15 protein-coding genes and 1 pseudogene are annotated in these 19,703 nt (G+C 63.5%); 15 read left to right on the forward strand and 1 reads right to left on the reverse strand.

Annotation, left to right across the window (positions count from 1 at the left end):
* Nucleotides 1-89 precede the first annotated feature (89 nt).
* The 5 genes from NKL04_RS05580 to apnL are packed head-to-tail and all read left to right on the forward strand — an operon-like array spanning nt 90 to nt 6,211.
* Nucleotides 90-734, forward strand: coding sequence for a DUF2291 family protein (locus tag NKL04_RS05580; protein WP_023672612.1), 645 nt, complete (start codon nt 90-92; stop codon nt 732-734).
* Nucleotides 731-2,278 (forward strand): sugar ABC transporter ATP-binding protein, encoded by a 1,548-nt coding sequence (locus NKL04_RS05585; RefSeq protein ID WP_023672611.1) that lies wholly within the window; start codon nt 731-733, stop codon nt 2,276-2,278. The genes NKL04_RS05580 and NKL04_RS05585 overlap by 4 nt, the downstream gene beginning before the upstream one ends.
* Nucleotides 2,275-3,339, forward strand: a complete 1,065-nt coding sequence (locus NKL04_RS05590; protein ID WP_023672610.1) for an ABC transporter permease — start codon at nt 2,275-2,277, stop codon at nt 3,337-3,339. The genes NKL04_RS05585 and NKL04_RS05590 overlap by 4 nt, the downstream gene beginning before the upstream one ends.
* Nucleotides 3,340-3,341: 2 nt before the next feature.
* On the forward strand, nt 3,342-4,376 hold the full coding sequence (locus tag NKL04_RS05595) for a Gfo/Idh/MocA family protein (protein ID WP_352497804.1): 1,035 nt from the start codon (nt 3,342-3,344) through the stop codon (nt 4,374-4,376).
* Nucleotides 4,373-6,211, forward strand: a complete 1,839-nt coding sequence (gene apnL, locus NKL04_RS05600) for a D-apionate lactonase (protein ID WP_023701695.1) — start codon at nt 4,373-4,375, stop codon at nt 6,209-6,211. Before NKL04_RS05595 ends, apnL begins: the two co-directional genes overlap by 4 nt.
* A 1-nt stretch (nt 6,212) precedes the next feature.
* Here the strand turns inward: apnL and NKL04_RS05605 are convergent, their stop codons facing one another.
* Nucleotides 6,213-6,926, reverse strand: a complete 714-nt coding sequence (locus tag NKL04_RS05605) for a transcriptional regulator NanR (RefSeq protein ID WP_023672607.1) — start codon at nt 6,924-6,926, stop codon at nt 6,213-6,215.
* Nucleotides 6,927-7,112: 186 nt separating this feature from the next.
* On the opposite strand from NKL04_RS05605, the gene oiaX reads away from it, so the two are divergent.
* The 10 genes and pseudogenes from oiaX to NKL04_RS05655 all read left to right on the forward strand — a co-directional run bounded on the left by oiaX (nt 7,113) and on the right by NKL04_RS05655 (nt 19,628).
* Nucleotides 7,113-8,363 carry a 3-oxo-isoapionate-4-phosphate decarboxylase OiaX gene (gene oiaX / locus NKL04_RS05610; RefSeq protein WP_023701694.1) on the forward strand — a complete coding sequence of 417 codons (1,251 nt, stop codon included), beginning with the start codon at nt 7,113-7,115 and terminating at the stop codon, nt 8,361-8,363.
* 61 nt (nt 8,364-8,424) lie between these two features.
* Nucleotides 8,425-9,701 (forward strand): annotated as a pseudogene (locus NKL04_RS05615) (four-carbon acid sugar kinase family protein).
* Nucleotides 9,702-9,934: 233 nt separating this feature from the next.
* Entirely contained in the window at nt 9,935-11,452 is a 1,518-nt protein-coding gene (locus NKL04_RS05620; protein ID WP_023701692.1) for an FGGY-family carbohydrate kinase, read from the forward strand.
* Nucleotides 11,449-12,225, forward strand: a complete 777-nt coding sequence (locus tag NKL04_RS05625; RefSeq protein WP_031194761.1) for a DeoR/GlpR family DNA-binding transcription regulator — start codon at nt 11,449-11,451, stop codon at nt 12,223-12,225. The genes NKL04_RS05620 and NKL04_RS05625 overlap by 4 nt, the downstream gene beginning before the upstream one ends.
* Nucleotides 12,222-13,937: a glycerol-3-phosphate dehydrogenase/oxidase gene (locus NKL04_RS05630; RefSeq protein ID WP_023753379.1), complete on the forward strand. Its 1,716-nt coding sequence runs from the start codon at nt 12,222-12,224 to the stop codon at nt 13,935-13,937. The genes NKL04_RS05625 and NKL04_RS05630 overlap by 4 nt, the downstream gene beginning before the upstream one ends.
* Nucleotides 13,938-14,261: 324 nt before the next feature.
* Nucleotides 14,262-15,275 carry a sugar-binding transcriptional regulator gene (locus tag NKL04_RS05635; RefSeq protein WP_023701690.1) on the forward strand — a complete coding sequence of 338 codons (1,014 nt, stop codon included), beginning with the start codon at nt 14,262-14,264 and terminating at the stop codon, nt 15,273-15,275.
* 27 nt (nt 15,276-15,302) lie between these two features.
* Complete coding sequence (locus NKL04_RS05640; RefSeq protein ID WP_023701689.1) at nt 15,303-15,953, forward strand: DUF2291 domain-containing protein; 651 nt, start codon at nt 15,303-15,305, stop codon at nt 15,951-15,953.
* Nucleotides 15,950-17,488: a sugar ABC transporter ATP-binding protein gene (locus NKL04_RS05645; RefSeq protein ID WP_023701688.1), complete on the forward strand. Its 1,539-nt coding sequence runs from the start codon at nt 15,950-15,952 to the stop codon at nt 17,486-17,488. Before NKL04_RS05640 ends, NKL04_RS05645 begins: the two co-directional genes overlap by 4 nt.
* Before the next feature lie 25 nt (nt 17,489-17,513).
* Nucleotides 17,514-18,647: an ABC transporter permease gene (locus NKL04_RS05650; RefSeq protein WP_023672598.1), complete on the forward strand. Its 1,134-nt coding sequence runs from the start codon at nt 17,514-17,516 to the stop codon at nt 18,645-18,647.
* Between the two features lie 39 nt (nt 18,648-18,686).
* Nucleotides 18,687-19,628 (forward strand): D-ribose ABC transporter substrate-binding protein, encoded by a 942-nt coding sequence (locus NKL04_RS05655; RefSeq protein ID WP_081726801.1) that lies wholly within the window; start codon nt 18,687-18,689, stop codon nt 19,626-19,628.
* The last annotated feature ends 75 nt before the right edge of the window (nt 19,629-19,703 follow it).

Genomic DNA, 19,703 nt, shown 5'->3' on the forward strand with positions numbered 1-19,703 from the left:
CCGGCGTGACATGAATAGCGAGGGGCGATCAAGGTCGTCCCTCGCCGCCATTTTCCGTGGGTGCCAATCACCATGCTCAACAGGCCATCATGCTGAACAACAAGCCGACCTGGCCGATGCTTGTCGTTGCAGTCGGCATCAGCCTGACCGCCTGCAAGATTTTGCCGACTCCCTCGGGGGATAGCGGCAGCGCTGCCGCCTTCAATCCGGACAAGATGGTCGAGGAGATCTGGGCCGCGAAGGTCGTGCCTTACCTCCAGCAGAAGGCCGGGCCTTTTGCCGAGGTCCACGCTCTGGCAAAAACTGATCCTGCTTCCGCCGGCACCAAATATGGCAATCCGAACAAGCAGGCGAATTCGCCCTGGACCTTCGCGGTTCGCGTCGAGGGCAAGATCATCGCAGCCAACACGCAGTCGCGGGCCGCGACCATGGATATCGATGTCGACGGCGACGGCAAGGCCGATGCGCGGGTACAGATCGGACCGGCGATGCGCGGAACCGCGCTGCGCGACAGTCTCGATTTCATCCAGTTCAACGATTTTACCAACCAGATCGACTTCGCCCAGTTCGGCAAGGCGTTCAACGCCTATGCCGTCAAGGCCGTGCTTGCCAAACTGCCACGTGACGCGCTGGAAGGCCGGACCGCCAAGGTCCTCGGCGCCTATACGCTCGAAAACGGCCAGGACCTGCCGCTGGTGACGCCGGCGGAGGCAGAAATCGGGCCGAAGCCATGAGCGCTGCGGTTGCTCACGATGTCGTCTTGAAGCTGGAGGACGTCTCCAAGGTCTATTCCGGCACCGTCGCGGTCAAGCGCGCGAATTTCGAGGTGCGCAAGGGCGCCGTCAATGTGCTGGTCGGCGAAAACGGCGCCGGCAAATCGACGCTGATGAAGATTATCGCCGGCGTCGAACAGCCGACGCTCGGCCGGATCCTCCTGGAAGGGGAGGAGGTCTCCTTCTCGTCATCGGGCGACGCGGTGAACCGCGGCATCGGCATGGTGTTCCAGGAGCTGAACCTGTTTGGCAATATGACCGTCGCCGAGAACATCTTCGCCACGCGCGAGATCACCAACCGGTTCCGCAAGATCGACCGCAAGGAGCAGGAGCGTCGCGCGGCGCAATTTCTCGAACGCCTGCAGGCCGGGATAAGGCCCGACATGCTGGTCGAGGATCTGCGCATCGGCCAGCAGCAGCTGGTCGAGATCGCCAAGGCGGTTTCGCTCGATGCGCGCATCCTGATCATGGACGAGCCGACCTCGGCGCTCAGTGCGGCGGAAGTCGAGATCCTGTTCAAGGTGATCGCCGACCTCAAGGCGCGCGGCGTGGCGATCGTCTACATCTCGCACCGGCTGGAAGAGCTGATCCGCATCGGCGACTACATCACGGTGCTGCGCGATGGACACATCACCGGCCAGGAAGAGATGAAAAACGTCGACACGCGGTGGATCGTGCGGCAGATGATCGGCTCCGACGCCAAGGATTTCGCCAAGGCCGACGGCCATGTTCCCGGCGAAGAAATATTCCGCGCCGAGGACATCTGCCTGCCGCGCGCCACCGGCGGGCTGGCGGTCGATCACGTCTCGCTGTCGCTGCGCGCCGGCGAGATCCTCGGCATATACGGCCTGATGGGCGCCGGGCGGAGCGAGCTGTTCGACTGCATCATGGGCCGCCATGGCCAGGCTACCGGCGCGATCTTCATCGCCGGCAAAAAGGTCAAGGAGCGCGACACGACGCGGCGTATCCGGCGCGGGCTGGCGCTGATCCCCGAAGACCGCCAACGCGAAGGGCTGGTGTCGATCCTCTCCGTCGCCAGCAATCTGACACTGGCCAGCCTGTCGCGTTTTGTCCGCCTGTTTCACATTCGCGGCGGCCAAGAGAAGCAGGCGGTGACGCAGATGGTGCGGGAACTGGCGATCAAGGTCGCCGACCCGGCGCAGGAGGTCTCATCGCTGTCGGGCGGCAACCAGCAAAAGGTGGTAATCGGCAAGGCGCTGCTCACCGGGCCGAAGGTGCTGCTGATGGACGAGCCCAGCCGCGGCATCGATGTCGGCGCCAAGGCCGACGTCTTTCGCACCATGCGCAAACTGTCGCGAGACGGGCTCGGCATTCTGTTCGCCACCTCCGATCTCGATGAGGTGATGGCGCTGTCCGATCGCATCGCGGTGATGAGCAACGGAAAACTGACCGGCATGTTCGATCGCGCCGAGGCGACGGAGGCAGCCCTTGTCGCCGCCTCGGCACTTGGCCACGGACCGGCCCCGCACACGGAGAACCCATGACTGACATCCCGGCCAAGGCGGCTGCCCCCTCCGTCTCGAGCGGCTCGCTGCTGCTGACGCTGATGAAGGCGAGGACCTTCATCGCGCTGATCGCCGTCTTGGTCTTCTTCTCGATCGCGGCGCCGAATTTCCTGTCGACCGCCAACCTGATCCTGATGTCGAAACATGTGGCGCTGAACGCCTTCCTCGCCATGGGCATGACCTTCGTCATCATCACCGGCGGCATCGATCTCTCAGTCGGCTCGATCGTCGGCCTGTGCGGCATGGTCGCCGGCTATTTCGTGCTCAACGGCATCGACCTGCAATTCGGCTACACCATCTATTTCAACGTCGTCGAGATCGCGCTGATCACGCTGGCGGTTGGCATATTGATCGGCGCCGTCAACGGACTGCTGATCACCAGGCTGAACGTCGCGCCGTTCATCGCCACGCTCGGCGTGCTCTATGTCGCGCGCGGCCTGGCGTTGCTGTCGTCGGACGGCCGCACCTTCCCCAACCTCGTCGGCAAGCCGGAGCTTGGCACCACCGGGTTTGGTTTCCTCGGCGCCGGGCGGCTGCTCGGCCTGCCGGTGGCGATCTGGATACTGATCGTCGTTGCGCTGGCGGCGGCCTACCTCACCAAATACACCCCGCTCGGCCGCCACATCTTCGCCGTCGGCGGCAATGAACGGGCGTCGCGAATTTCGGGCGTTCGTGTCAACATGGTGAAAATGTTCGTCTACATGTTCTCCGGCTTCTGCGCGGCGATCGTCGGCCTGATCATCTCGTCCGAATTGATGGCCTCGCACCCGGCAACAGGCGAAAGTTTCGAGCTCAACGCCATTGCGGCGGCGGTGCTCGGCGGCACCTCGATGTCGGGTGGGCGCGGCACGATCGGCGGCACCATTGTCGGCGCCTTCGTCATCGGCATTCTTTCGGACGGGTTGGTGATGATGGGCGTGAGTTCCTTCTGGCAGATGGTGATCAAGGGCCTTGTCATCATCGTCGCCGTCGTCGTCGACCAGGCGCAGCGCCGGCTGCAGAGCCGGGTGACGCTGATGCAGATGGCAAAGGCAGGCTGAGCATGGCGGAGTTGCGGGGAGGGCTCATCGGCTGCGGCTTCTTTGCCATCAACCAGATGCATGCCTGGCGCGACATTGAAGGCGCCGCGATGGTCGCCATTTGCGACCGCGACCCGGAGCGGCTGCGCATCATCGGCGACCAGTTCGGCATTGCGAAGCGCTACACCGACGCGGCAGAGATGTTTGCAAGCGAATGCCTCGACTTCGTCGATATCGCCACTACCGTTCCCAGCCATCGTCCGCTGGTCGAGATGGCGGCGCTGCACCGTGTGCCGGTGATTTGCCAAAAGCCGTTCGCGCCGACGCTTGCCGACGCCAAGGCGATGGTGAGGGCCTGCGTGGAAGCCGGCGTACCGCTGATGGTGCATGAGAATTTTCGCTGGCAGTCGGCGATCCAGGCGGTGCGTGCCGTGCTCGACAGCGGCGAGATCGGCACGCCGTTCTTCGGGCGCATCTCCTTCCGCTCTGCCTATGACGTGTTTTCCGGCCAGCCCTATCTCGCCAAGGGAAAGCGCTTCATCATCGAGGACCTCGGTATCCACAGTCTCGACATCGCCCGTTTTCTACTGGGCGACGTGTCGACGATCACGACGCGAACCGCGCGCATCAACCCCGGCATCGCGGGCGAAGATGTCGCGACGATGCTGATGGACCACAAGAGCGGGGCGACGTCAGTGGTCGACTGTAGCTACGCGACGAAGCTCGCCACCGAACCATTTCCCGAAACGCTGATCGAGATCGACGGCAGCGACGGCACGATCCGCTTGGCGCAGGGATATCGGCTCACCGTCACCGGCAGGAGCGGCACGAAGATTACCGACGTTTCGCCGCCCGTACTCGCCTGGGCATCGCGCCCATGGCACAACATCCAGGAGAGCGTCGTCGCCATCCAGCAGCACTGGGTCGACTGCCTGGCAAAGGGAACCGAGCCGGCGACCTCGGGCGCCGACAATCTCAAGACATTCGCGCTGGTCGAGGCGGCCTATCTGGGCGCCGCGAGCCACGAACCTGTCCACCTGGATGGCTTGCTGACATGACAGCCGACGCCTTCCTCCTATACGGCACACGCGTGGTCGAGGCCGAGCCGGTTAGGCTGAGTGCGGGCTTGCTCAGCGCCGACTTTGTCAACGGCAGCCTGCGCACCATCCGTTACGGCGGCATCGAAGTGCTGCGCGCCATCGCCTACATCGTGCGCGACCGCGACTGGGGCACCTATGAACCGGCGCTGACGGAACTTGCCGTCGATCAGGACGCCGACAGCTGCTCCGTCAGCTACTCCGCAACTTGCTTAGCACCGGGCGGAAGCCGGCTCGACTTTCGCGCTACGATCAAGGGCTCCGCCAACGGTCACCTAGTGTTCGACGTCAGCGCGGTCCCTGAAAGCGATTTCGAGACCAATCGCTGCGGTTTTTGCGTCCTGCATCCGATCGCCGGCCTCGCCGGCAGCCCGGTCACGGTCGAGCATACCGACGGCAGCGTGGTGGCGACGAAACTGCCACTGCTGATCGATCCCTGGCAGCCTTTCAAGGATTTGCGCGCGATCACCCATGAGGTCCGGCCGGGCATCACTGCCGAATGCCGGATGGAGGGCGACACTTTCGAGATGGAGGACCAGCGTAACTGGTCGGACGCGTCCTACAAGACCTATGTGCGGCCACTGGCGTTGCCTTGGCCCTATGTGCTGCCGGCCGGCCAAACTGTAAGCCAGACGGTCAGCCTGCGCATCACCGGCGAGGGGGGAATGCCGGCCGCAGCATCTGCCGCCGAACCGGTCAGCGTCGAACTCGGCGAGACCGGGCAGAGGCTGCCGGATCTCGGCGTGATCATCTACCCGGATGAGGTCGAAGCAGCGCTCGCAAATCTTTCGACATTGACCGAGCTCGGCCCGCAGCAACTTGTCTTCCACTACGATCCGACGCGCGGTCACGGCGTCGAAGCATTGCAGTCTTATGCAAGGCTCACCGCCGCCTATCCGGTGCAGACGACGCTGGAATGCGTCGTTGCCTGCGCGGGCGACCTCGATGCCGAGCTGTCAGGCGTTGCCGACATGGTGCGTCAAGCCGGGTTGAAGCTTTCGGCCATTGCCGTCTCGCCTTCGGTTGACCGGCAGTCGACACCGCCGGGCAGCGCGTGGCCGGACTGTCCGCCGCTCGAAGACGTCTATGCCGCGGCCCGTCGCGCCTTTCCCGATATCCGGCTCGGCGGCGGCATGTTCAGCTATTTCACCGAGCTCAACCGCAAGCGCGTGCCGGCGGGCCAACTCGATTTCGTCACCCACTGCACGTGCCCGATCGTGCACGCCGCCGACGATCTCAGCGTCATGCAGTCGCTGGAGGCGCTGCCCTTCATCACCGCGTCGGCGCGGGCGATCTTCGGGGAAAAGCCTTACCGCATCGGTCCATCGACGATCGCCATGCGCCAGAACCCCTATGGCGGCGCGACCAAGGGCAATCCCGGGGGACAGCGCATCGCCATGGCCGATCGCGACCCTCGCCATGCCGGCCTGTTCGCAGCCGCATGGGCGATCGGCTATGCCGCGCGCGTGGCGCCGGCTGGGCTGGAACTGCTCACGCTGTCCGGCTTCGCCGGGCCCTTCGGCGTGCTCGCAGCATCCGGCGAACCCGTCGCGGAAGGATCGCCTCGGCCGATCTTCGGTGCCATCAAGGGGCTTTGCGAACTGGCCGGCCTTGCGCATGTGGCGGCAAGGACGAGCGATCAGACGAAGGTGCTGGCGCTGGCCGGCCGCTCCGCTTCGGGCAAGACCGTGGCGTGGCTGGCGAACCTGACGGCGAACGACGTGACGGTCGACATCTCAGCGTTTGGCCGAGGCCAACTGGTGATGACCCCTTACGCGATCACGCGGATCGGCTGAATCAGTTGCCGGAGTTCATCACATAAAGCGCGCGCGAGCGCTCGAGGTGCTTGATCATCGCCTTCTCGGCGCCGTCGGCATCCTTCTTCTCGATGCGGCCGATGATCTCTTCATGCTCGGTCAGCGTGAACTGTTCCTTGCCGGTCCAGATCAGCATTTCGGTGTGATATTCCTTCAGCCAACCGAGCATCGCCTCGCTGACGGCGATATAGATCGGGTTGCCTGAAATGGCCGCGATCTGGGTGTGAAACTTCATGTCGGCTGAAATGAAAGCCTCGGAATCGCCGCGAAAGCCACGCTGTTCGGCAATTGTGGCCCGCAGCTGCTCAACGTCCTCGGCAGTGGCATTTTCGGCGGCTTCCCTGACCATGCCGCGCTCGAAGAAGATGCGCGCCGTTTTCAGGTGCTCCAGCGTGTCCTTCGACGACGACAGGATGATCTTGGCTGCGCCGTCGACCTGCTTGATGATCGACTTGGCGGTCAGCTGCAGCACCTTGGCGCGTTCCCCATGCGAGATCGCGACGAGGCCCATATTGCTCAGCGCCTGCATCGCCTCGCGGATCGCGGGACGGCCGACCTCGAAGCGCTCCATCAACTCGCGCTCCGACGGCATGTCGTCGCCCGGCGTCAATTCTCCGCTGGTGATCAGGCGCTTCAGCCGCAAAAAAACTTCGTCGGAAAGTTTGCGCCGGACGATCGGCTCCGAACGGTTCATCGTCGCGAATCACTCCCTTGACCTGTGTCTATCTAGCACTGCCGCAGCTGTTCCCGGAATGGCTGTCGCCCCGATCGGCCATAGCCGCAAGACAGGATATTGCTTGCAAAGCTTATGTACTCATTATACCAGATTCTGACGATCAAGGAACTAATTTCGAACCTCCGCGGCCTCAGACAACGAACCATGATCACGCTCACCTACCGCATCGAAACGTCAGGCAGCATCGAGGCGCTGGCGACCAAGATCGCCAGCGACCAGTCGACTGGAACCTTCGTCGCGCTGCCCGGTGAGACCGAGGAACTGAAAGCCCGGGTGGCCGCGCGTGTCCTGACCATTCGGCATTTGCCTGAGGCTGACAGGCCATCGCTTCCCGAGGCCGGTGACGGGCCGTTCAAGCGCGCGGATGTCGACATCGCCTTTCCATTCGATGCCATCGGGACCGACCTGTCGGCGCTGATGACGATTGCCATCGGCGGCGCCTATTCGATCAAGGGCCTGTCCGGCATTCGCGTCGTCGACATGAAATTGCCGGGGGAATTCAGTGGCGCCCATCCGGGTCCGCAGTTCGGCGTCGCCGGCAGCCGCAGGCTGACAGGTGTTGCGGACCGACCGATTATCGGCACCATCGTCAAGCCGGCGCTGGGGCTTCGGCCACACGAGACCGCCGCAATGGTGGGGGAGCTGATCGCCGCCGGCGTCGATTTCATCAAGGACGACGAGAAGCTGATGAGCCCGGCCTATTCGCCGCTGGCGGAGCGGGTGAAGGCAATCATGCCGCTGATCCTCGACCACGAGCAGAGGACCGGCAAGAAGGTGATGTATGCCTTCGGCATCTCGCATGCCGACCCGGACGAGATGATGCGCAACCACGATCTGGTGGCCAAGGCGGGCGGCAATTGCGCGGTGGTCAACATCAATTCGATAGGCTTCGGTGGCATGGCGTTTCTTAGAAAACGCTCCAGCCTGGTGCTGCATGCCCATCGCAACGGCTGGGACATTCTTACCCGCCATCCCGGCCTCGGCATGGACTTCAAGGTCTGGCAACAGTTCTGGCGGCTGCTCGGCGTCGACCAGTTCCAGATCAACGGCATCCAATCGAAATACTGGGAGCCGGACGCGTCTTTCGTCGAGTCCTTCAAGGCGGTGACGACGCCGATTTTTGCGCCTGAGGATTGCGCCTTGCCTGTGGCGGGCTCCGGCCAATGGGGCGGGCAAGCGCCCGAGACCTATGAACGGACCGGCCGCACGGTCGATCTGCTCTATCTGTGCGGCGGCGGCATCGTCAGCCATCCGGATGGACCGGGCGCCGGGGTGCGTGCCGTGCAGCAGGCCTGGCAGGCGGCGGTCGACGGCATTCCGCTGGCGGATTTCGCCTTGAGCCATCCCGAACTGGCGCGGTCGATCGAAAAATTCGGCGACGGCAAAGCGGCCTGAAGCAATGCAAGACCTGCTTCTCAGCTATTATGGCGACGACCTCACCGGCTCGACCGACGTCATGGAAGCGCTCGAACTCGGCGGCGTCCCGACCGTGCTGTTCATGCGCCAGCCGGACGCGGCCATGGTTGAGCAGTTCAGCCATTGCCGCGCCATTGGCCTGGCCGGCACCAGCCGCAGCGAGACGCCGCAATGGATGGACACGCATCTGAGCGATGCCTTCGCTTGGCTGAAGACGCTGAATGCCGCGATCTGTCACTACAAGGTCTGCTCGACCTTCGATTCCAGCCCGGCGATCGGCAGCATCGGCCGGGCGATCGAGATCGGCCGCTCGGTCTTCGCGCAGGACAGCGTGCCGCTGCTGGTCGGGGCGCCGCAACTCAAGCGTTACACTGCCTTCGGTCATCTATTCGCGGCCTATCGTGAAAAGTATTTCCGCATCGACCGCCATCCGGTGATGAGCCGCCACCCGACGACGCCGATGGATGAATCCGACCTGCTGATCCATCTGTCGCGGCAGACGGAGCTCACGTCGGGGCTGGTCGATCTCGCGACGTTGCAGTCGGCGTCGCGCTCGGAAGCCTTCGACCGCTTGCTCGCAAAGGGCACCGACATCGTACTTGTCGATGTCGACAGCCTCGAGACGCAGGCGCTTGCCGGCAAGGAGATATGGCGCGCCCGCAAGCCGGGCGGTTCGTTCGTCGTCGGCTCGTCGGGGATCGAATATGCGCTGCTGGCCGAATGGGTGTCGAACGGGACGGTCAGAGCTGAACCAAAATTTTCACCGCCGGGTGCTGCCGACCGGATCGCGGTCGTCTCGGGCAGTTGTTCGCCGACGACCGAACGACAGATCCGGCACGCTTTGACCGACGGCTTCGATGGCATCGAGGTCGATCCCGTCGAACTGATCTCCGCAGCTTCCGGAGATGCGATCGCACGCGCGACGGCAGCCGGTCGCGCCAGCCTGGAAGGCGGACGCAGCGTCGTTCTCTACACGGCCCTTGGACCCGCGGCCGATAGGGGGGCGACATCGACCGCCAGGAAGGCGCCCGCCACAAGCTCGGGCGGGGCCTCGGCGAACTGCTTCGCGCGCTGACCATCGAGCAGAAGTTGCAGCGCGTGGTCGTTGCCGGCGGCGATACGTCGAGCCACGCGCTCGGCCAGATGGGCGTCGATGCGCTGACCGTGCGGATGCCGTTGCCGGCGTCGCCGGGCTCGCCGCTTTGCGTCGCTCACTCGCGCGTCAAGGCGATCGATGGGCTGGAGGTGGCACTCAAGGGCGGGCAGGTTGGAACCGACCGCTATTTCAGCGCCATCCGTGACGGCCTTAGCAGCTGATTACGCGTCGCCTGGCAACCGCGAGATCCATCCGTGGCTCCCTGGCGCCGAAGCCTTTTTGTCGCGTATGTTGACGTTAAATTCACATAAAGATATGAGTTCTTTGTTGCGGCGAGGTGCTTTTGCCGTTTGTCCCCCTTGCTCAATCGGGGTTGTCGCCATGTGTTTCGCCCTTGCATCAGACTGCAGGATCGCCCTGTAGCAATCGCCAGTTGCTGAAAGAGGCGGTGATCATGCCCAGCCTGCTCGGAATCGATAACGGCCTCACGGTCACCAAGGCGGTCATCTTCGATGCCGACGGCACGCAATTGTCCGTGGCCCGTCGCCGGGTGCCGCAATCGATGCCCCACGCGCGCTGGGTGGAGCGCGACATGTCAGGCCTGTGGCAAGCAACAGCCGACGCCATCAAGGAGGCGATCGCGCTCTCCGGCAGGCCGGCGGAAGACATCAAGGCGGTGGCGGCGACCGCGCATGGCGATGGTCTCTATCTGCTCGATCATGATCGTCAGCTTTTGGGACCAGGCATCCTGTCGCTCGACAGCCGCGCCGGCGACATTGTCGAAAGGTGGTCCGCCGGTACCGTTTTCACCGATGCACTGGCGACGACAGGCCAGACGCCGCATGTTTCGGCGCCGTCGGCGCTGCTGGCGTGGCTTAAGCAGAACGATCCTGATCGCTATGGCCGCATCGGCCATGTGCTGGCCTGCAAGGACTGGCTGCGCTTTTGCCTGACCGGCACGATCGGGACCGACCGCACGGAGGCCAGCACTTCATTCACGGATTTTCGCACGCAAGCCTATGCGCCTGAAGCGCTGCGCATCTTCGGGTTGGAGGATCTGTTCAACGCGCTGCCGCCGGTGGCGCATTCCGCTGACATCGCCGGTCAAGTCACAGCCGATGCCGCCGAAAGGACCGGCCTTCGCAGGGGAACACCGGTCGCCTGCGGCCTGCACGACGTGGCCGCCTCGGCGCTTGGCATGGGCGGCCATGAAGACGGCGTGCTCGCCATCGTCGCCGGCACGTATTCCATCAACGAAGTCGTCTCTTCGCAACCGCGCGTCGACCGACGTTGGTTCTGCCGCAACGCCATCGATGCGGGGCGTTGGAACAACATGTCGATCTCGCCGGCCTCGACCGCGAACTACGACTGGTTTCTCGACACGTTTTGCCGCGCGGAGCAGGACAGGACGGATGGCGGCTCGCTCCACGAATTGCTGGCGGGAGAGATCGACGCGGCGTTGAAGAAGCCTTCGACCATCCTGTTTCATCCCTATCTGTTCGGCTCTCCCTATGGCGATTTGGCCAGCGGCAGCTTTGTCGGCCTGCATGGCTGGCACAATCGCGGCGACATGCTGAAGGCGGTTCTGGAAGGCATCGCCTTCAATCACCGCACCCATGTCGAGGCTTTGCGCGACGGCTTTGCCGTCAGCGAGATCCGCCTGACCGGCGGCGGTTCGCGCAATCCTGCTTTCGTCCAGATGTTTGCCAACGTGCTGAACGCCCCGGTCACCGTCACCTCGACGGATGAGACCGCGGCCCTCGGTGCCGCGCTTTGCGCAGGTGCTGCGGTCGGCTTGTTCAAGACGCCGCAAGAGGGCGCCAGGCAGGTCGGCATGACGGAGCGGACGTACCAAACCGTGCCCGCCTCCAGTGCTGTGTTCAATGAGCGGTTTTCGCTCTACTGCCGCATAGCCGAGCAGCTGAAGTCGCATTGGCCTGATATCGAAAGGCTGGCGGGGGTAAACGCATGATCAAGGCCGACGAACGACGCGAAGAGATCGCCGATTATGTGATCAAGCTCGGCCAGGTGCGCATCGATGATCTGGTCGAGCATTTCGGCGTGTCGCGCATGACCATCCACCGGCATATCGACCGGCTGGCGCAGCAGGGCGTGCTGCGCAAGCTGCACGGTGCGGTGACGGTCCAGCCTTCCGGCCTCTACGAGAGCGCTTTCCGCTACCGGGTGACCGTCAATCGAGCCGAGAAGGATGCACTGGCGCGGGCGGCACTGGATTATATCGAGGCCGGCCAGGTGGTGATGCTGGACGATTCATCGACGGCAAACGCGGTCGCGACGCTGCTGCTCGACGTCAAGCCGCTGACCGTCATTTCCAACAGCGTCTCGACGGCGGGCCAATTGATCAATGTGGACGATATCGATTTCATCTGCCTCGGCGGCCAGTATCACGGCACCTACAATGCCTATATCGGCATCGTCTGCGAGAACGCCGTGGCGCAGTTGCGCGCCAATGTGCTGATCTGTTCGGCTTCGGCCGTCACCGGAACCACGGCTTTCATCCAGGATCCGAATGTCGTGCGGGTCAAGCAGGCGATGATGACCGCCTCCGTGAAGCGCATCCTTTTGGTCGACCACGCAAAATTCGACCGGATCGCGCTGCATGTCTTCGACGATCTGACCAGTTTCGACGCCGTGCTGGTGACCGAGGGCCTGGGCGATGCGCAGGCGCAGAGCCTCGAACGGGCGGGGGTGAAGTTGCGCATCGTCAAGACGAAGGCGCCATGAACCCAGCAGATGGAGCCGGGGCGGACAATCCCGCCGGGCGTCTCGCCGCGATGGCCGGGACCGGCGAAGTCGACGTCGTCATTCTTGGCGCCGGCATCAACGGGGCTGGGCTGTTTCGCGATCTGTGCGCGCAAGGTGTCAGCTGCCTGATCGTCGAAAAGGCGGATTTCGGCTCGGGCACCAGTGCCGCGCCGTCGAGGCTCATCCACGGCGGCTTGAAATATCTCGAGACCGGCGAGTTCGGGCTGGTGGCGCAGTCGACGCTCGAACGCAATCTGCTTCTTCAAAACGCGCCGCACTATGTCAGCCCGCTGCCGACCGTCATCCCGATCTTCTCGTGGAGCAAGGGCATGCTCGCGGCGTTGCGAACGCTGTTCGGCTCGACCAGCGCGCCGCGCAGCCGCGGCGCCATACTGATCAAGATCGGCTTGATGATCTACGATTTCTACGGTTCACGAAACCAGGTCATGCCGCGCCACCGCATGGTCGGGCGGCGGCAGGCGCTTGTTGAGATGCCGGCGCTCAATCCGGCGATCGTCGCCACCGGCACCTACTACGACGCCAAGATAAGTCACCCGGAAAGGCTGGTGCTGGAACTGATCCTCGACGGCTTGCAGGCTCACGCGGCGTCTGCCGGTGCCAACTACACGACACTGGCGGCTTCAGCCAATGGCGTGCTCACATTCCAGCCGGAAAACGGCGCGGCCTTTTCGGTGCGGCCGAAGCTGGTGGTGAACGCCGCCGGTCCGTGGATCGACGACGTCAACGCGCTGCTTGGTGCTCCATCGAAGATGATCGGCGGCACCAAGGGCTCGCATATCCTGTTAAGGCATGACGAACTGGTCAAAAGCCTCGCCGGGCGCATGCTCTATTTCGAGGCCGATGACGGCCGCATCTGCCTGGTCTACGACTATCTCGGCCTGGCGCTGGTCGGCTCGACCGACATCAAGGCCGACAATCCGGACGCGGTCCGCTGCGAACCCGAAGAAGTCGACTATCTGCTCGACAGCGTGCGAACGCTGCTGCCGGGCATGGCGTTCGAGCGCGACCAGATCGTCTACGCCTATAGCGGCATCCGGCCGCTGCCGACGTCCGAGGCGTCGACACCAGGGCTGATCAGCCGCGATCATTCAGCGCCGGTCGCCGAGCCGGACGGCAACAGGCCCTTTGCAGTCATTTCGCTGGTCGGCGGCAAATGGACGACGTTCCGCGGCTTTGCCGAGGAAGTCGCTGACACGGTACTCAAGCGCCTGCAGCGCAGCCGCAAGGTGACGACGCGAGCCATGCCGATCGGCGGCGGGAGGAATTTTCCGGCCAATGCCGCCGCGCGCGCGGACTGGCTGGCTAAGGCACAGCAGGCAACAGGCGCCGGGGAAAGGCGCCTTGACCAATTGCTGTCGCGCTACGGGACCAGAGCCGTTGAGATCGCCAGGCACGGGTCGGATGATGAGGGTCGTCGTCTGCCGGACTCGGACGGCTACGGCAAGGCGGAAATCGACTACATCGTGCGCAACGAATTCGTCGAACATCTGGCCGATGTCGTTATGCGCCGCAGCACGTTGGCGATAGGCGGCTCGCTGACGAGCCGCGACCTGCAGGAGATTGCCGCGATCGCGGGGCGGGCGTTGGGGTGGAGCACCGAGCGCCTCACGCGGGAGGTCGAATCCGCTGTTGTCGAGCTCGAGGGCAGGAACCTGATGCGGCTGGACTGATCGCTTGATCGCCGACGCCTAGCTTTTCCTGAGGCAATCCGATCGATTTGCCCTTGTTGCGCCGTGTGCATCACCTTCCCATTTTGCACCCGGATTGGGATTTGCCGGCGCCTACGGGCTCATGCCGTCACTGGATACGGTAACACAAATTGACGTTAAATTAACAGTACCGTATGGTCATATTATATGCTCACCTTCTAATAGGCTCGCGTTGGCTGCCGAACGTCGGCTGAGGCAACCATCTGCGGAGGGATTGACAGCGGTGCAAAGGTATGAAAATTTTTGCACACAAAGATAATATTATCACCCTGGGGAGGGGATAGCTTGAATTCCGGCGGAAGCGCAAACCGCGACCATGAATCCAGCCTCGCCACGCGCGCGGCCTGGCTGCACTATGCCGGTGGTCTGACCCAGGCCCAGGTGGCCAAGCGGCTTGGCCTGACCAGCCTCAAGGCGCATAGGCTGATCACCAAGGCCAACCAGGAAGGTCTGGTCAGGGTCTTCATCGACGGCGACGTCGCCGAATGCGTCGACCTGGAACAGCGCCTGATCGCCGCCTTTGGGCTCCACTATTGCGAGGTGGTTCCCGATCTCGATCAGGACGAACTGCCGCTGAAGGGGCTGGGCATTGCAGGCGCCCAGTTCCTGAAGCGCGAAATCGATCGCGGCGAAGACATGCTGATCGGCGTCGGCCATGGCCGCACGCTTGCCGCCAGCGTCGAATATCTGACGCGCGCAACTGCTGCTCACATCCGTTTCGTCTCGCTGCTTGGCGGCGTGACGCGCAAATTCGCCGCCAACCCGCACGACGTCATGCATCGCCTGGCAGAGCGGACAGGCGCGCAGGCCTTTGTGATGCCGGTGCCTTTTGTCGCCAATACCGCCGAGGACCGTGAAGTGCTGCTTGGCCAACGCGGCATCAGCGATGTGTTCGCTCTCGCCAGCCGGTCCGACCTGATGTTCGTCGGAATAGGCACGGCCGAGCGGGAGGCGTCGCTGGTCGCCACCGGCATGATCGAGCCTTCCGAAATCGATGAGGTCAAGCGGGACGGCGGCGTTGGTGAATTGCTGGCGCATTTCTTCGACGACAAGGGTGGTCCGGTCGAAACGGCGCTGTCGGAAAGAATACTGGCGCTTCCGCGGGATCAGTTGAAGGGCCGCAGGATCGTTGCCGTCGCCGGCGGCAAGGTGAAGGTGCGCGCCATCAAGGCAGTACTCGAAAGCCGTTATCTCAGCGGCCTGATCACCGACGAATGCACGGCCCGCGCGCTGGTCGAGCTCGACGATGCAGCCGGGACCGCGAAGCGCCGCGTGAACGGAGGAACTTCGAATGCGTGACAACGGAAAATCGCTGGTGGTTGCATCATGAGCGCGAAGGCTGCCACCGCCCGGCAAGCTTCGCCCCGCTTGCGCCGGGTGCTTGCCGGCGCCGCGGTTGTGGTTCTGCTCGGCGCCATGGCGCTCGACACCAAGGTGATCAAGATCGGCTCTGCCGGCGATGTCCGCAACGCCGTGTTTTCGGCGGCCGACTACGGCAAATCTGAATTCCCCAAGGTGCAAGCCGATGTCGAAGCGCGTGCCGCCGACGCCGCGACGGTGGCGACGGCGATCGCCAAGGACAGGGCGACGGCCGAAAAGGAATATGGCGTGCCGGCGGGAGTCGGACCGGTCATCTCGGTCAAGTTCACCTGCGTCGTCGGCGAGGGAAAATCGGGCATCTACAAGGTCGCCGTCGACGGTTTGCCGGACACGTTGACCGTCCGCGTACAGACTGGGCCGGCGATCAACGGCACCGAGCTTCGCGACGCCACCGGCAAGATCACCTTTGGTCAGTTCACCAACCAGATCGAGTATCAGGACGCCGGCTCGGCGCTGAACAACGAGATGAAGAAGGAGGTGCTGGCGAAAGTCGACACCAGCGCCTTGACCGGCAAGACAATAGCGGTGGTCGGCGTCTTCAAGCTGGTCAATCCGAAGAGCTGGCTGGTCACACCGGTGAGGCTGGACGTCAAATGACAATGGCTGCCGGCACAGAACCCGCGACTGGCGATGCCGTGCTTTCGGCGCGCAATGTCGTCATGTCGTATGGCGGCGTCCACGCGCTCAAGGGCGTCAATTTCGACATCCATCGCGGCAAGGTCACCACCCTGTTCGGAGAGAATGGCGCCGGCAAATCGACGCTGATGAAGATCCTGTCCGGCGTGGTGACGCCGACATCCGGCGACATCGTACTCGACGGCAATCTCGTCAGCTTTGCCTCGTCTTCAGACGCGCGCGATCGCGGCATTTCGATCATCCACCAGGAGCTCAGCCTGGCGCCGAACCTCAGCGTTCGCGACAACATCTTCATGGGCCGCGAACTGCGCACCAGAACCGGCCTCGACTTCGCCGAGGAGTCGCGCCAAGCGCGGGCGCTGATGGCCGACCTCGAAGAAGACATCGATCCGATGACCTTGGTGGAGGACCTGCGCCTGGGGCAGCAGCAGATCGTCGAGATCGCACGCGCGCTATCGGTCGACAGCCGCATCCTGATTATGGACGAGCCGACCTCCGCGCTGAGCGCCACGGAGGTCGAAGTGCTGTTCAAGGTGATCCGCGATCTGACCAGCCGCGGTGTCTCCATCGTCTACATCTCGCATCACCTCGAAGAGGCGCTGCAGATCACCGACTACGCCGTCGTGCTGCGTGACGGGGCGATCACGGCGACGGCCGAAGCCAAGGACATCGACCTCGAATGGATCGTCCGCAACATGGTGGGTGAGAATTTCGACCTCGGCTCGCCGCCGACCGGCCATGCGTTTGGTGAGGTCGCGCTGTCGATCGAGGATGTCAGCGTCACCGACGCTTCGGGTTCAGGCTACGTCGTCGATCATCTGTCGCTGGATGTCAAAGCGGGCGAGATCGTCTGCATCTATGGGCTGATGGGCGCGGGCCGCACGGAATTGCTGGAGGCCGTCGCCGGCCGTGTGCCCATGGCGGGCGGGCGGGCGCTGCTGGAGGGTGAGGACGTTTCGGGGCTGACCATTGCCCAGCGCATCGCCCGAGGTCTGGTTCTGGTCCCCGAGGATCGCCAGCGCGACGGCCTGGTTCAGACCATGACCGTCGGCCGCAATCTGTCGCTTGCCAGCATCGAGGCGTTCGCGAAAGGCCTGTTCCTCTCCCGGCCGAGGGAACGCGCACTGATCGACGATTCGATCCGCAAGGTGACCATCAAGACCGCGGGCGGCAACGCCATGATCGGATCGCTGTCGGGCGGCAACCAGCAGAAGGTCGTCATCGGCAAGATGCTGACGACAGATCCCAAGGTCATCCTTCTCGACGAGCCGAGCCGCGGCATCGATGTCGGCGCCAAGGCCGAAGTCTTTCGCTTGCTCAGCGAGCGTGCCGCGCAAGGCCTGGCGGTCGTCTTCTCGACCTCGGAGGTCAATGAGTGCCTCAGCATCGCCCATCGCATCGTCGTGATGCGGCGCGGCAAGATTTCAGCCGAATTCGGCGCCAACGCCACCAAAGAGCAGATCATGGCCGCCTCCGGCGAAGCCGTGGTCGCCTGACCATAGAATTTCGGAGCCCCGACCCATGAGCGATGTCAGCCAGGCCAGCAAACAGTCCAGCCCCAATGCGGGCGGCGAGGGCTTCGACGTGGCCAAGCTGCTGCTCGAAGGCCGGGCCTTCTTTGCCCTGATCGTCATCATTGTCGTCTTCTCGATCCTGTCGCCCTATTACCTCTCGGTGGCGAATTTCCTGACCATGGCCTCGCATGTCGCCATCTTCGGGATTCTCGCCGTCGGCATGCTGCTGGTCATCCTCAATGGCGGCATCGACCTGTCGGTGGGGTCGACGCTCGGGCTTGCCGGCGTCGTCGCTGGGTTTCTGATGCAGGGCGTGACGCTGACCTGGCTGGGCGTCGTTCTCTACCCGCCGGTCTGGATGGTCGCGGTGCTGGCCTGCATGCTGGGTGCGGCCGTCGGGCTTATCAACGGCGTGCTGATCGCGCGGTTCAAGGTTCCGGCCTTCGTCGCCACGCTCGGCGTCATGTACATGGCGCGCGGCCTGGCACTGCTGATGACCAGCGGCCTGACCTACAACAATCTCGGCGGCAAGCCGGAGTTGGGCAACACCGGTTTCGATGCTCTCGGCTTCAACCGCCTGTTCGGCGTGCCGACCGGCGTGGTGGTGCTGGCGGTTATCGCGCTGATCGGCAGCATCGTCCTGAACCGCACCGCCTTTGGACGCTGGCTCTACGCCTCGGGCGGCAATGAGCGCGCCGCCGAACTCTCCGGCGTTCCGGTCAAGACCGTGCAGATTTCGGTCTATGTGCTGTCGGGCATCTGCGCCGCCATTGCCGGCCTGATCCTGTCCTCGCAGCTGACCTCGGCCGGGCCGACCGCCGGCACCACCTACGAACTGACGGCCATCGCCGCCGTGGTCATCGGCGGCGCCGCACTCACCGGCGGGCGCGGCAACATTCGCGGCACCTTGCTCGGAGCCTTCGTCATCGGCTTCCTATCCGATGGTCTGGTGATCATCGGCATCTCATCCTACTGGCAGACAGTGTTCACCGGCGCCGTCATCGTGCTCGCCGTGCTCCTCAATGCCGTTCAGTATCGCCGCCGTAGCAAGCTTCCAGCTTCGACGGGCGGCCAACCGACTTCTCAGAAACGGGGGAAGGCCGAACCGGCCAATCCTGCCCAAGGGAAGACTGCCAGCTGACTGGCAGCAAGACCGCGTAAAATCATTGGAGGAATGTACATGAAAATCGTGCTTAGAAGTTTGCTTGCCGCCGCGATGGTGGTCGGGTTTAGCGCAGCCGCATCGGCCGCGGGCCTGATCTCGATCATCGTCAACGATCCGGCCAACCCCTACTGGCTGACCGAAGGCAACGTCGCCAAGGCCGAAGCCGAAAAGCTTGGCTATACAGCCAACGTCGCCGCCCACAAGGGCGACACCAATACCGAAAGCAATCTGATCGACACCGCCATCACCAACAAGTCGGTGGCGATCATCCTCGACCCGGCCAATGCCGATGGTTCGGTCGGCGCGGTGAAGAAGGCGATTGCCGCCAACATCCCGGTTTTCCTCGTCAATGCCGAGATCAACCAGGAAGGTCTTGCCAAGGGACAGCTCGTCTCCAACAACGCCCAGGGTGCGGCTCTCGGCGCCCAGCAGTGGGTGCAGGCGGTCGGTGAAAAGGGCAAGTATGTCGAACTGCTCGGCGCCCCCTCGGACAACAACGCCGCCACGCGCTCGAACGGCTACGCGACTGTGCTGAGCCAGTATCCGGATCTCGAAAAGGCCGCTTCGCAGGTCGCCAACTGGGATCGTACCCAGGGACACGACAAGATGCAGAGCATGCTGCAGGCCAATCCCGACATCATCGCGGTGATCAGCGGCAACGACGAAATGGCGCTTGGCGCGGTTGCGGCGCTGAAGGAAGCCGGCAAGCTCGCCGGCATCAAGGTCGGCGGCTTTGACGGCTCCCCGGATGCGGTTGCGGCCATCAAGTCCGGCGAACTGCAGTACACCGTGCTTCAGCCGGTGGCCATCTTCTCGGCCAAGGCCGTGCAGCAGGCCGACTCGTTCATCAAGACGGGCGCTACCGGCGCCACCAGCGAGAAGCAACTGTTCGATTGCCTGCTCATCACCAAGGACAATGTGGACAAGTACACCGCACCCTTCGTGCTGTCGGAATAAAAACCTGCTCAGGGGTGTCCTTCGCGGACACTCCCTGGCTCTTCCATGGCTTCGAGACAACAAAGACTGCTCCTT

Origin of the sequence: Mesorhizobium sp. C264A (genome assembly GCF_040324515.1) — a bacterium.
Classification (GTDB): domain Bacteria; phylum Pseudomonadota; class Alphaproteobacteria; order Rhizobiales; family Rhizobiaceae; genus Mesorhizobium.

What these genes read in the sequence shown, in the direction of transcription:
- NKL04_RS05580 (WP_023672612.1), top strand. Translation starts at nt 90, where the DNA reads ATGCTGAACAACAAGCCGACCTGGCCGATGCTTGTCGTTGCAGTCGGC.
- NKL04_RS05585 (WP_023672611.1), top strand. Translation starts at nt 731, where the DNA reads ATGAGCGCTGCGGTTGCTCACGATGTCGTCTTGAAGCTGGAGGACGTC.
- NKL04_RS05590 (WP_023672610.1), top strand. Translation starts at nt 2,275, where the DNA reads ATGACTGACATCCCGGCCAAGGCGGCTGCCCCCTCCGTCTCGAGCGGC.
- NKL04_RS05595 (WP_352497804.1), top strand. Translation starts at nt 3,342, where the DNA reads ATGGCGGAGTTGCGGGGAGGGCTCATCGGCTGCGGCTTCTTTGCCATC.
- apnL (WP_023701695.1), top strand. Translation starts at nt 4,373, where the DNA reads ATGACAGCCGACGCCTTCCTCCTATACGGCACACGCGTGGTCGAGGCC.
- NKL04_RS05605 (WP_023672607.1), bottom strand. Translation starts at nt 6,926, where the DNA reads ATGAACCGTTCGGAGCCGATCGTCCGGCGCAAACTTTCCGACGAAGTT.
- oiaX (WP_023701694.1), top strand. Translation starts at nt 7,113, where the DNA reads ATGATCACGCTCACCTACCGCATCGAAACGTCAGGCAGCATCGAGGCG.
- NKL04_RS05620 (WP_023701692.1), top strand. Translation starts at nt 9,935, where the DNA reads ATGCCCAGCCTGCTCGGAATCGATAACGGCCTCACGGTCACCAAGGCG.
- NKL04_RS05625 (WP_031194761.1), top strand. Translation starts at nt 11,449, where the DNA reads ATGATCAAGGCCGACGAACGACGCGAAGAGATCGCCGATTATGTGATC.
- NKL04_RS05630 (WP_023753379.1), top strand. Translation starts at nt 12,222, where the DNA reads ATGAACCCAGCAGATGGAGCCGGGGCGGACAATCCCGCCGGGCGTCTC.
- NKL04_RS05640 (WP_023701689.1), top strand. Translation starts at nt 15,303, where the DNA reads ATGAGCGCGAAGGCTGCCACCGCCCGGCAAGCTTCGCCCCGCTTGCGC.
- NKL04_RS05645 (WP_023701688.1), top strand. Translation starts at nt 15,950, where the DNA reads ATGACAATGGCTGCCGGCACAGAACCCGCGACTGGCGATGCCGTGCTT.
- NKL04_RS05650 (WP_023672598.1), top strand. Translation starts at nt 17,514, where the DNA reads ATGAGCGATGTCAGCCAGGCCAGCAAACAGTCCAGCCCCAATGCGGGC.
- NKL04_RS05655 (WP_081726801.1), top strand. Translation starts at nt 18,687, where the DNA reads ATGAAAATCGTGCTTAGAAGTTTGCTTGCCGCCGCGATGGTGGTCGGG.